The sequence below is a fragment of the Mycobacterium heckeshornense genome, assembly GCF_016592155.1.
GTDB lineage: Bacteria > Actinomycetota > Actinomycetes > Mycobacteriales > Mycobacteriaceae > Mycobacterium > Mycobacterium heckeshornense.
The window spans coordinates 2,315,938-2,327,668 of record NZ_AP024237.1 but is presented as its reverse complement, the minus strand read 5'-3'; the positions used below and the strand labels follow the sequence as shown (position 1 = coordinate 2,327,668).

The 11,731-nt window shown below is 65.8% G+C and carries 13 protein-coding genes; 4 read left to right on the top strand and 9 right to left on the bottom strand.

All coding sequences use genetic code 11. The features are described 5' to 3' along the window. Nucleotides 1-25: 25 nt before the first annotated feature. A complete protein-coding gene (locus tag MHEC_RS11175) occupies nucleotides 26-478 on the bottom strand; it encodes a nuclear transport factor 2 family protein (RefSeq protein ID WP_048890971.1) in 453 nt (150 codons plus the stop codon). A gap of 109 nt (nucleotides 479-587) precedes the next feature. Here MHEC_RS11175 and MHEC_RS11170 point away from each other — a divergent pair, with 109 nt between their 5' ends. Beyond that, nucleotides 588-1,523: a S1C family serine protease gene (locus tag MHEC_RS11170; RefSeq protein ID WP_048891055.1), complete on the top strand. Its 936-nt coding sequence runs from the start codon at nucleotides 588-590 to the stop codon at nucleotides 1,521-1,523. Here MHEC_RS11170 and MHEC_RS11165 read toward each other — a convergent pair whose 3' ends face one another. The 5 genes from MHEC_RS11165 to MHEC_RS11145 form a co-directional block, all read right to left on the bottom strand. Beyond that, the gene (locus tag MHEC_RS11165) at nucleotides 1,524-2,843 is read right to left on the bottom strand and encodes a cytochrome P450 (protein ID WP_048890970.1); all 1,320 of its coding nucleotides are present in this window, start codon (nucleotides 2,841-2,843) and stop codon (nucleotides 1,524-1,526) included. A gap of 199 nt (nucleotides 2,844-3,042) precedes the next feature. Beyond that, complete coding sequence (locus tag MHEC_RS11160) at nucleotides 3,043-3,876, bottom strand: SDR family oxidoreductase (protein ID WP_048890969.1); 834 nt, start codon at nucleotides 3,874-3,876, stop codon at nucleotides 3,043-3,045. Next, complete coding sequence (locus tag MHEC_RS11155) at nucleotides 3,873-4,328, bottom strand: SRPBCC family protein (protein ID WP_048890968.1); 456 nt, start codon at nucleotides 4,326-4,328, stop codon at nucleotides 3,873-3,875. Before MHEC_RS11155 ends, MHEC_RS11160 begins: the two co-directional genes overlap by 4 nt. Nucleotides 4,329-4,379: 51 nt before the next feature. Continuing rightward, nucleotides 4,380-4,790: a transglycosylase family protein gene (locus MHEC_RS11150; protein ID WP_048890967.1), complete on the bottom strand. Its 411-nt coding sequence runs from the start codon at nucleotides 4,788-4,790 to the stop codon at nucleotides 4,380-4,382. Nucleotides 4,791-4,886: 96 nt separating this feature from the next. After that, on the bottom strand, nucleotides 4,887-5,306 hold the full coding sequence (locus MHEC_RS11145; protein WP_048890966.1) for a DUF6188 family protein: 420 nt from the start codon (nucleotides 5,304-5,306) through the stop codon (nucleotides 4,887-4,889). Between the two features lie 427 nt (nucleotides 5,307-5,733). Between MHEC_RS11145 and MHEC_RS11140 the strand changes: the two genes are divergently transcribed. Together MHEC_RS11140 and MHEC_RS11135 are read left to right on the top strand one after the other, a co-directional pair. After that, nucleotides 5,734-6,123 carry a hypothetical protein gene (locus tag MHEC_RS11140; RefSeq protein WP_050947755.1) on the top strand — a complete coding sequence of 130 codons (390 nt, stop codon included), beginning with the start codon at nucleotides 5,734-5,736 and terminating at the stop codon, nucleotides 6,121-6,123. 178 nt (nucleotides 6,124-6,301) lie between these two features. Next, a complete protein-coding gene (locus MHEC_RS11135; RefSeq protein ID WP_048891054.1) occupies nucleotides 6,302-6,814 on the top strand; it encodes a hypothetical protein in 513 nt (170 codons plus the stop codon). Between the two features lie 92 nt (nucleotides 6,815-6,906). Here the strand turns inward: MHEC_RS11135 and MHEC_RS11130 are convergent, their stop codons facing one another. After that, complete coding sequence (locus tag MHEC_RS11130; protein ID WP_048890965.1) at nucleotides 6,907-7,140, bottom strand: DUF1918 domain-containing protein; 234 nt, start codon at nucleotides 7,138-7,140, stop codon at nucleotides 6,907-6,909. 162 nt (nucleotides 7,141-7,302) lie between these two features. Then, a complete protein-coding gene (gene ag85B, locus MHEC_RS11125; protein ID WP_048890964.1) occupies nucleotides 7,303-8,292 on the bottom strand; it encodes a diacylglycerol acyltransferase/mycolyltransferase Ag85B in 990 nt (329 codons plus the stop codon). A 367-nt stretch (nucleotides 8,293-8,659) separates the two neighbouring features. Between ag85B and MHEC_RS11120 the strand changes: the two genes are divergently transcribed. After that, nucleotides 8,660-9,895 carry a DUF7159 family protein gene (locus tag MHEC_RS11120; RefSeq protein WP_048890963.1) on the top strand — a complete coding sequence of 412 codons (1,236 nt, stop codon included), beginning with the start codon at nucleotides 8,660-8,662 and terminating at the stop codon, nucleotides 9,893-9,895. Between the two features lie 15 nt (nucleotides 9,896-9,910). Here MHEC_RS11120 and MHEC_RS11115 read toward each other — a convergent pair whose 3' ends face one another. Continuing rightward, complete coding sequence (locus MHEC_RS11115) at nucleotides 9,911-11,545, bottom strand: fatty acyl-AMP ligase (protein WP_048890962.1); 1,635 nt, start codon at nucleotides 11,543-11,545, stop codon at nucleotides 9,911-9,913. Nucleotides 11,546-11,731 lie beyond the last annotated feature (186 nt).

Sequence of the window (11,731 nt, the reverse complement as noted above, 5' to 3'; positions counted from 1 at the left end):
GGCGGCGCCTTGGACTGTCCGGCTTTCAGATCAACCCGGTCGCGTCGAACACCCATGACGTGTCGGCTTGCGACAGGCTTTCCATCCAGGACGGTGGCGCGTGGTTGGCGATCGCGCCGAAGTCCCAGTAGTCCTTCCACAGCGTGACCTTGCCGCCGGCCACGCGGTGCACCGAAACAAACGGCAGCACCGCGGTTTCGCCGGTGTGCCATCGCCAGGTTTCCGAATGTTCGTACATCACGTCGGAACCGTTGGACAGCAGCAGACCGTCGTGGTTGTCGTACCCGGCCAGCGGCTCGAGACCCACCTTGAGCCGCTTGACAATGTCTTCGGGCCCGCGCGCCGCCAACGTCGGACCGACCGGCATGTCGACGTAGATACAGTCCGCCGACACAAACGTCTTGACGTCCTCCCAGTCCCGGCGCGCCAGCGCCCGCCACAGCCCGAGCACCGGGGCGACAGCCGGCTCATCGGTCACGGACGTCAATACAAACGTGGTTGCTCGATACCTGTCAACCGAACCCGTGACCTGTTATGCCCACGGCGAACCCAGGCATATCGCGAACCGCGGCAACGCTGAGGTGGTTATGCCCGACGAGCGGCCGGATGCCGACGCCCTCGACGCCTACTCCTCGGTAGTCACGAAGGTCGCGCAGGTCGTGTTGCCCAGCGTTGCGTGCCTCTCGGTGCGCTCACGCCGAGGTGAAGGCAGCGCGAGCGCCAGCGTGATCACCGCTGACGGCTACCTGTTGACCAGCGCCCATGTCGTGGGCACTGCCCGCGTCGCCAAGGCAACCTTCGCCGACGGCGCCACGGTGACCGCCGACGTCGCCGGTCGCGACGTGCTGTCCGACCTGGCTGTGCTCAAAGCCCGGGGGACTGTTCCGGCGCCGGTGGTTATGGGGCGTGCCGAGGACCTTCAGGTCGGGCAGCTGGTGGTAGCGGTGGGCAACCCGCTCGGCCTGGCCGGCAGCGTGACCGCTGGCATCGTCTCCGGGCTGGGACGATCCCTGCCCACCCGCGCGGGTCGCGTGGTCGACGAGGTGATCCAGACCGACGCCGCACTCAACCCCGGCAACAGTGGTGGCGTGCTCGCTGACGGGCGTGGGCGCATGGTCGGGGTGAACACCGCGGTCGCCGGAGTCGGCCTGGGTTTGGCGGTGCCGATCAACGACTCGGCGCACAAGATCATCGCGGCACTGATGCACACCGGTCGGGTGCGCCGTGCCTGGCTGGGTATCGCCGGCTCACACATCCCGGTGCCACCTGCCGTGGCGGCCAAGCTGGGAACGACGCATGGCCTGCAGCTGGCCAGCGTGATTCCCGGCAGTCCGGCCGCCGAGGCCGGTTTGCGGCGCGGCGACATCGTTGTCAGCGTCGACGGCCACAATGTGGTGACCGCCACGGCCCTTCAGCGGCTGATGGTCGAAGACGCCATCGAGCGTCGCATCGAGATGACGGTGTGGCGCAACGGCGCGCTGGTCGACGTTGTCGTGGTGCCCCGGGAGCTCGTCGAACACTGATCATTCAGCGGCGGCCAGCGACCTGGCCGGCCCCAGCGCCACCGGCAGCGTCGACCAGCCCCGCAGCACTCGCGTGTCGCGCCGGCTGCCGGCGCCCGCCGACCGCACGTCGGGAAAGCGGTCGAAGAACGTCTTGAGCCCCACCTCGCCCTCGGCACGGGCCAGCGCCGCGCCGAGGCAGAAGTGGCGACCTCCGGAAAACGCCAGATGCCGGTTGGCGTTGGGGCGTTCCACGTCGAAGCGGTGCGGATCGGTGAACACGGCGGGATCGCGATTTGCCGCCGCCAGGTAGAGCACCACCATCTCACCGCGGCTGATTTGCGTACCGGCTAGTGCGGTATCGGTGCGGGCCACCCGTGCGGTGAGCTGGACGGGCGAATCCAGCCGCAGGATCTCTTCGACCGCGTTCGGCCACAACTGCGGGCACTCACGCAATCTGGCCAGCTGTTGCGGCGCATCCAGCAACATTCGAATCCCGTTGCCCAGCAAGTTAACCGTGGTCTCGAAACCAGCAGCCAGCACCAGACCCGCGATGGCTTGCAGCTCCGTCTCCGTCAAATGTGTTTCCCGGTCTCCGCTTTCGGCGGTCCGGATCAGTTGACTCATCACGTCCTCGCCGGGCGCACGCCGCAATTGGCGGAGATGATCGGCCAGCCAGCGGTTGAATCCGGCGATCCCGCGCTGCACCTGCCGGTATTGCCGCCATGTCAGCCCGAAATCCAGGCTGGGCGCGGCAAGTTCACCAAACGCCAGGACGTGCCCGCGGTCGCTGTCGGGCACCCCGAGGATGTCGCTGATGATGGCGATCGGAAGCTGTGAGCAATACCGCTCGACGATGTCGACAACTCCTTGCTCGTCGGCCAGCTCGTCGAGCAAAGCGGCAGCTGTCTGCTCAACTGAATCCCGCAACGCCGCGACCGCTCGGGGTGTGAACACCGACGACACCGTCTTGCGGTAGCGGGTGTGCTCCGGCGGCTCCACGGACAGCAATGACGGCGGCCTCAGCGGATGCAGCAGGTCGTCGCGGAAGCAGCGCTCCAGTCCGCGTAGCGGTGCCGGCAAATTCGACCCCAGCGAGAGCACCCGGAAGTCTTCCGAGCGCAGCACCTCTTGCGCGACCGCGTGGTCCACGGTGACGTAACCGATGCGTCCTGGCACCAATGGGCCACGCGGCCGAAGTTCTTCGTAGAACGGCACCGGGTCGGCCTTGACGGTCGGGTCGGCGATCAGCCGGGCCTGCGGATCGCCGCGTCGCGCGCCCAGCCACGCGACGCCGCGCACGAACCCATGCAGGGCCAGCCAGTGCACCCTCTGCCTCAACGTGTCTCCGTTGCTCGCTGCTTGCGGTGATGCGCGGCCCAGCCTAGCGGTTTTCGTGCTGGTTCAGCAGTCGGCGTTGATGGCCACCCGGTGTGACCGGGGCGGCCTTGCGGCGCACGATCTGCGCCTGCGGGCAATGCCGACATGACAAGAGCGCGGCGCCGCATCGGGCGCCTTCCTTCGGGTGGACGCTGGGGGTCTACTGCACGTCGCGGATGAGCGCCGGCAGTGCCTTGGTGATGCGGCCCCTAACCAACTCGGGGCTAAGAGCTTTGAGCCGGTCGATCCACCGAATGGTTTTCGGCACGTACCAATGCAAGCGGGTCGGGTGATGATAGGCCCGCCATGCCGCCTCGGCCACGCTGCTGGCCGGCATCAACCGGAACATGCCTTTTTTGGGGGCGGCCGCGCGAATCTCGTCCCGGGATCGCACCTGCACGCTGGCCTCGGAGTGGGATGGTGTCGAGGTAAGGATCGCCGTATCGATGAGACCGGGCAGCACGTCGGCGACCCGCACTCCATGCCGCCGCCATTCCACGCTCAGCGCTTCGGTCAGCCCCTTCACCGCGTGCTTGGTGGCCGAGTAAACCGCCAACTGTGGCATGCCGTAGGTGGCCGAGGACGACGACGTCGAAAACATCAGGCTGCCAGTCGATTTCTTGAGGTGAGGCAATGCCGCGTAAGCGCCGGTCAGCACCGCCTTGAAGTTCACCTCGACGACACGCATGGCGGCGTCGTAGGGCACGTCCTCGAACCAGCCCGATTCACCGATGCCGGCATTGTTCCACATCATGTCCAGGCCGCCACCGGGATTGCCTGCGCAGAAATCCGCCACCGCGGCGTCCAAAGCCGCCTTGTCGGTGACGTCGACGGCACGAGTCCAGAGCCGCTCGTCACCGAGCTGCTGGCTCAGCGAGGTGAGGCCCTGCGGGTTACGGTCGACCGCACCGACCCGCCAGCCCTTGGCGTGGAACAGTTTTGCGCCTTCGCGGCCCATGCCGCTGCCGGCGCCGGTAATGAAGACCGATTTCACGCCTCGACGACGTCCTTGATGCGGTTCAGGGTTTGGGTCATGTCCCGGATGTTGCGGCGTTGACGCAGCCAACCGCCAAACACCCAGTAGTACAGGCTGGTCAGCGGTGACGAAGCGAGCCGGAATGACTCAGTGACGTCGGTGCCGCCATCGCAGGGTGTTAACCGGTAGTGCCAGTGGTTCACCGGCCGATCGCCGACGAGGACATCGAAGCCGAACTCGCGGCCCGGTTCACACGCGGTCACCCGGCACGTCGTCCAATACACGGGCCCGATCTCGTTGCGCCGGACATGTCCGCGGAAGCGTGCGCCGACCGCGGGTCCGGTGGCGCCGTCGAGCCACTCCGCCTCGAATGTCTCCGGTGAGAACCGCCCCGTGTTGCGCACGTCGGCGATGAGGTTCCAAATTTTGTCCGCAGGTGCTGCCATACGAACGGTCACCGAGCCTTGCATGAGCTGATCCAAGCATGTTCCCTTGTGCTCAGCGGCCGAAAACGGCGATATTCACCAGTGCGGCACGAACATCGAAACAACGTGGTGGGTCGCCGCAAGCACTTGGTGCACCGGTGACGGCCATACGGCGGGCGGTACGCCGCCGCTGTTGGCGCATTTCGGCCATGCACCGGGTCCCTGGCTGGCCAGGATGCGATTGGCGACGCGGATCTGCTCCTGACGGCTGGCATCCGCCGGCGAGCCGACCCCGCCATTGGCGTCCCAGGTCGCCTGGCTGATCTGCAGACCACCGTAATGACCGTTGCCGGTGTCAGCCGCCCAGTTACCGCCGGACTCGCATTGCGCGACGGCATCCCAATTAACAGTGTCGGCGTTTGCGACACCGGTGGATAGTGCCATTGCCGCGGCGATAAATACTGCGGTGCCCGTGGCTTTGGCCAATGGTGTGCAGACAACGTTCATACCGAACGTTTCGACACTTGTAGCCGAAACGTTACCAAGATAAAAATTGCTACCCGAATCGCCGCCACGGCGGCGGATGGGGCAAACGTCGGCAGGTCAGCCTTGTTCCGGCAGGTCGTGACGCACCACGCGCACTTTGCCGCCGGCAAGGCAAGCAGCATAACCGTGCAGTTTGCCGTATAACTCCCACGCCGTGCGGTGCGGATCAGGAGTCACGTCGATCTGGTGGCCGTCGGAAAACTCCAGGTGCAAGTCGCCGGTGTCGTACCAGACGACGCCGGTGCAGGTGGCCCCCGAGAAGTCGAACAGCGGGCGCTCCTGGTCCGTGGTGTCGCGCGGATCGATGGTGACAACGTCGGCGGGTGCGCTGCCGGTGGCCGGCAGCGTCAGGCGCAGCGGCACCGAGATGACGAGTTCGTTGTAATCCTCGAAGCTGAGCACGAGACCGTCGCGAAACATGATCCGCTGCAGCGCACAGCCCTCGATCCAATGCTCAACCATTTTTTGTCCCGCCATACATTCACTCTGAACGTTATAAGGCATCCGCACAAGAGCGGAATGCCGAACGACCGGCAATCGCGTACCCGGTGGCGCAGAAGTGCCGGAGCGAATGGTTGTTAATGCGCATTTTTTCGATATGTCCGGCACGCCCACACGGCAGGAGGTGCGACCCTGCCAATTGCCCGCCGACCTGCGCAGAAGCGTGCGGCGCAGGTTTGCCGGGGGCGTCGACGCTGCGGCTGTACAGACAGGGGCAACCCTTGTATAGCGGGTCGATACGCGCTAGCGTTTCGACGTCTTCAATCGCGATCAAAACGGAGTGATCATCATCGATACGCAGGCCAACGAGACCACCGCCAGTAAGGGCCGGTTCAACGCCGATGCTGCGTTGGACGACGGTGAGGCGCCAGTCATCGTCAGCTTGGTCGAAGCGGCGATGCAGATGTTTACCGCCGCGATCGATGCGCTACCGGACACCAGCGATCCGGAATTCTCCGATCGCGCCAGGGTGATCCTGTCCGGGCTGCGAAAGCTTCAGGCCGCCTTGACCAAGGCGGCGTCGCGAGAACGGGCCACCCCGTCGGTAATTGTGGCGCTGAGCGGGGTTCGCACGCGCTACGACGATCTCATGGAACTGGCGGCGTCAGCGCCGGGCGCCACCTTGGGTCAGCAGCTTTACGTCACGCGCCGGCGCGCCAAGCTGTCCGCGCAGGAAACCGCCAACGGAGCAGGCTTGCGGGCGGATCTGCTCGACGCCCTTGAGGCCGATGAGACTCCGACCGAGGAGGAGGCGGCCCGCATCAAGGAGCTGATCGCCGCACTCGGCGGCTAGCTCAGGGCCGCGGGCCTGGCTCGACAGCGACTAGCCTGGTTGCCAGTGACCTCTCACAGGATGCCGGATCGCTGCGATGACCCTGGTGCGACGCGTCAACCGTCCGATCGGCGACGGCGGGCCGGTTGACTGGTTGAGTTCACCGGGGGCTCGCGCCCTGGTTGCGGCGGCGCTGGTGATGTCGCTGGTGTTCGGTGGATTGTTTGTGTCGATCGACCGACTCCATTCCTCACCGTCGAACTCCCTCAACCACCCCGCCCATCCGGCCAGCGACTCTCAGAGCAAAACCGAAGTCGTCGAGCCGGCTAAACAAATCGTCGGGCTCGCGCGGCTGCCGAGGCCGGTCGCAGGCTACATCCTGATGTCGTGTAAGAACCACGACGACCCGCCGTATCAGGGCGCGATCTACATGACGTTCGCGGTGCCCGCCGGAGTGCGGGCCGATACATACTTTCGTAGCGTCGCTGCGACCCTGGCCGCGCATGGCTGGCATGAGGGCCTCGAACCCACCGCGCGGGTGTACGGCAAAACCCTATACAAAGACGGCGTCACGGCGATTATTTACCGCGATAGCGATTACCCGAATCTGGGAATTGCGCGCCTTTACGGACAATGTCGAAATATGAGTAATCACCGCAATGATATGACCGCCTGGACCGATATCAGCGACCAATTCGGTCAGGTTCGGTAGGCCGGGCCACAGACGGACGCAAACGGGCCTCGCCCCGATTCGGCAGCTCACCGCCGAATCGGGGCGTCGGCGTCAGCTGACGTGCTATCTCGTCATTTTGCTGCCCGTGACCGCGCCCGCTCGTCGGCGTGCTCCAATTCCGTGGAGGTGAGGACGAGCGCGTCCGGACCGGGAAAGACAGTTGCCTCCTGGCTGGTGCCCTGCCACCGCACCACGTACGGCGGCGACCCATCCGCTGACCGCACCTCGGTGATCAACCCGCGCTGGTCTGGCTGTGCAACTGTCGTACCCTTGATGACCAACCAGTCGCCAACATGGGCCTTCATCGCATACTCCCTTTCCGTTGCTGTAATTCGATTGTGCGCGCGCCGGTCGGCTACGGGAAGGGGAGGCAGGCAAGGAAATTGGGCGGTTCCGCCACGGGCTGTGCTCAGCCGAAGGCGGCCTCGGCGGCAGTGGCGTCAAGGCCGGTCCCGAACCTGCGGCAGTCAGCTAGCTGCAGGCCCGGCGCCCAACGAGCGCTGCAGGTCGGGCTTCATGGCGTTCAACTGCGCGCCCCAGTACTCCCAGCTGTGGGTACCGTTGTCGGGGAAGTTGAAGACAGCGTTGTGGCCGCCGGCAGCGTTGTAGGCGTCTTGGAATTTCAGGTTGCTGGTCCGCACGAAGCCCTCGAGAAACTCGGCGGGCAGGTTGGCGCCGCCCAGCTCCGACGGGGTGCCGTTGCCGCAGTAGACCCAGATTCGGGTGTTGTTGCCGACGAGTTCCGGGATGTGCAGTGACGGGTCGTTGCGCTGCCACGCCGGGTCTTCCTTCGGGCCCCACATATCGGCGGCCTTGTAGCCGCCGGCGTCGCCCATCGCCAAGTTGATCAGCGACGGCCCCATCCCCTGCGAAGGATCCATCAGCGCCGACAGCGAGCCTGCGTAGATGAACTGTTGCGGGTGGTAGATGGCCAGGATCAATGCCGCCGAGCCTGCCATCGAGATGCCGACCGCGGCGCTGCCCGTGGGCTTGACGCTCTTTTGGGAGGCCAGGTATCCCGGCAACTCACTGGTCAGGAAGGTTTCCCACTTGTAGGTGGTGCAACCGGCCTTGCCGCAGGCCGGGTTGTACCAGTCGCTGTAGAAGCTCGACTGGCCACCCACGGGCATGACCAGCGACAGGCCGGACTGGTAGTACCACTCGAACGCGGGCGTGTTGATGTCCCAGCCGTTGTAGTCGTCTTGGGCCCGCAGGCCGTCGAGTGCGTACACCGCGGGCGAGTTGGGTCCGCCGCTTTGGAACTGGACCTTGATGCTGCGCCCCATTGCGGCCGAGGGGACCTGCAGGTATTCGACCGGAAGCCCTGGTCGGGAGAATGCCCGTGCGGTGGCTGAGCCGCCGAATAGGCCGACCAGACCCGGCACAACCACGGCCGCGACGGCGGCGGCGACGAACCGCCGAATCCAGCCGCGCACCTTCACGCTCACGTCAGTCATACCCGTGCCCCTTGTCGTGCGCCCTCGTGACCCTCGGCAAAACTTACCTTGCGGGTAGCCGTTGTGTCGATCAGGACGCGAAAACATCTCGATTCTGTATCGGCAACACATTGGCAAGCACCACAACCGCAAAGCACATCTAATAAATGTCGGGTCCTTTCAAAACCGATACCCTGACCTCCGCGCCGCGGCGACTCGGTTTCCGATACCCGATCCGTTACAGTTTTGTCGCCCGCGTAGGCTCACCCGGGTAGGCCGACGAAGACCACATTGTCCCGGTCCGTTCCGATCGTCGCGCACCACCGTCTCTCACGTCGGGAATTAAGGCGCGCGACGGCGGCGGTCCGGGCACGATTGGGGTGCGAATTTGGACACGGTACTTGGGCTGTCGATGACGTCGACCATCGTCGGGTGGGTCCTGGTCGACGGCCACGATGCAGACGGCACCATCCTTGAGCACGGCGATTTCGCGGTGCACACAGGCGGCGGGATGCGGGCTACCGATACCGCAGAACAGGTGGCAGCCGCGGTGTTTCGGGCACAGGAACTGGCGGCCACGCTGGAGAGGCGGCTGCACGTTATTGGCGTCACGTGGAACGACGACGCGGCGGCCGAGGCCGCGCTGCTGTTGGAGTCACTGACCAGCGCCGGATTTGACAATGTCGTGCCAGTGAGGTCGTTGCAAGCCGCGGAAACCTTGGCGCGAGGACTGGTACCCGTCATTGGTTATGACAAGACCGCTGTCTGTGTCATGGACGACGATTCCACCACCGTCGTGATGGTCGACGTCTCAGGCGGGAGCACCCGCACAGCCGTCAAACAGCTGCGAGGCGGCGCCGATCGGCTAACTCGTTGGCTCACTGCCATGTTCGATGGCAGCAGGTGGCGGCCACGTGGGGTCGTCGTCGTCGCTTCGGATTCCGAGCTGGACTTGATCTCTTCGCAACTCGAAAAGGCTTTGCCTGTACCGGTTTTCACCCAAAATGCCGCGCACTTGGCTCGTGCTCGGGGTGCTGCACTGGCATCGGCTCAGAGCACCGAGTTCACCGCCGCACAAGTGACCGCGGCCCCGCCCGACGATCCGTGGCAGCGGCCGCGTTCTCGACCACCGTCGTACGCCGGGGCGTTGAGCGCGCTGGTTGTCGGTGCGGTTACCTTCGTGGGGTCGCTATCCCTGGCCGTCGGTTTGCAGGTGATACCCAACAAGGAACCACGACCGGCCGCCCGGGTGGCCCATAGTTCGGCGAGGCCGCCGGTCGCGCAGGCACCGACTCCACCACCCGCCCGCGCGGTGACGCCCGTTGTCGAGGCACCGCCGACTGCGGCGGCGCAGCAATCGCCCGAGCCGGCGGTCCCACCGCCCAGCGCCGAGCCGCAAAGCCGTCCCGAACCGGTACCGGCCAGCCCTCCGGCAGATGTGCCCCAACCACCCGTCCCGCCGGTCGCGCCGCCGCCCGAACAACCCGCTCCACCCCCGAATCCCCACCCGCTCTTGACGCGAGTGCTCGAGCGCATACACGGCCACCGCGACCCGGCGCCGGAAGAAGCCGCCCCGGCCCAGGCCCCACCGCCGCCGGCGAACGCGACGACACCACCGCCGTAGGGTGCCGGCGGCCGGTCAGCCGATCAGCGAGAGCGCGTGCGTGCGGCGCAGCTTGCCCGAGGGCGTCTTGGGGAGGGTGCCGGGAGCGACCACGACCACCTTCCGCGGCCGAACATCAACCTCGGCGACCACCTCGTGGGCGACCTCGTGTTCCATCCGTCGCACCTCGGCCGAATCCTGGTAGGCGTTGGACTCGATCACCACCGCGAAGGTCTCCCGCCGGTGTCCCGCATGCAGGCGCACCGCCGCCGCGCAGCCGGGCCGAACCCCATCCACGCGACCCGCCGCCCGCTCGATGTCGCTGGGGTAGATATTGCGGCCGGCCATGATGATGACGTCCTTGACCCGCCCGCACACCACGATGTGCCCGTTCTCGGTGAGATAACCCAAGTCGCCGGTGTCATACCAGCCGTGCTCATCCTGCGCCGAAACGAATCCGCCCCGCGTGACGTAGCCGGACGTGACCGACTCGCCACGCACCTGAATCACACCGATACCGCGACCGGGCAACACATTGGCGTCCTCGTCGACGATGCGGACCTCCATACCCTGCAGTGCAGGACCCAGGCAGGCCAGCCGACGGGTCTTGCCTTTCCTGGCCGGAACGGCGTGGCGAAGCACCGCGAGCAGGTCGGCGTCGACCTCGTCGACGACCAGCCCGCTCCCGCACTCTGAAAACGAGACCGCGACCGTCGTTTCCGCCATGCCGTAGGCCGGCACGATCGCCTCGGGCCTGAGCCCGAACGAGGCACCGGCCTCGCAGAGATCTTCGACGTCGGCGGGTTCGACTTGCTCGGCACCCGACAATGCCCACCGCAGGCTCGACAGATCGAACTCACCCGGCTTCGCCTGTTTGCGCAGCCGCTTGGCGAACAGCGAGTAGGCGAAATTCGGGGCGGCGGTCATCGTGCCTTGGTACTTGTCGATCAGCCTGGCCCACAGCAACGTGTCGCGAAGAAAATCGGTGGGAGTGATCTTGACCAGCTCGGCACCGAAATACATTGGTACCGTGAGGAATCCGGTCAGACCCATGTCGTGGAAAAGTGGTAACCAGCTGACAATGACGTCGGTGGCAAGCTCGTAATCGGCGCCGGCGAACATCGCCTCGGCGTTGGATACCACGTTGCGGTGGGTGATCCGGACCGCTTTGGGTGAGCCGGTGCAACCCGACGTCAGCTGCAGCAGCGCCGCATCGTCCTCGCCGGTATCCACGGGGTCGATCGGGTCGGCGGCGAGCAGTTGATCGACGGTTAGGACCTGCATCCCGAGGTCGGCGAGCAGTGGAGCGGCCGCCATGAAGGGGTCGGAAATGATGACGGCCCGCGCCTCAACAACTTTGATTACCGACGCGGTCTCAATCGCCCACAACCGCAGATCGGTGCGCGGCGTGGGTTGGTGCAGCATGGTCAGGCTAGCGCCCCGCATCCAAAGGCCTTGCGCGGTCGGCGCGATCTCGACGGGCGCACCGGCAAGCACCGCGACAGCATCGCCGTGACCCACGCCGGCGCCCGCCAGGCCGCCGGCCACGCGGCGGGCACGCTGATGCACCTGGCCCCAGCTATGCCGCACGGGGGCGCAGGGTTCACCGGTCGTCATCCCGTTACGGCTGCTAAGAGCGTTGCCGTACATGGTGTCGCTAAATCTGCTCACGACCGCCCCCGGTGCAGGTGACCCGACCGCGCGGTGGTGTCAGGCCCGGCGCAATAACGAAGGATTGAGTCACTTGCGACGATGATCCGCGAGATAGATCTGCCGACCACAGAGGTGCCATCAGCGAGGCCCCATCAACAACGTCGTGCTATCGCAGATGGCAACTCACCGACGAGCCCCCGACGA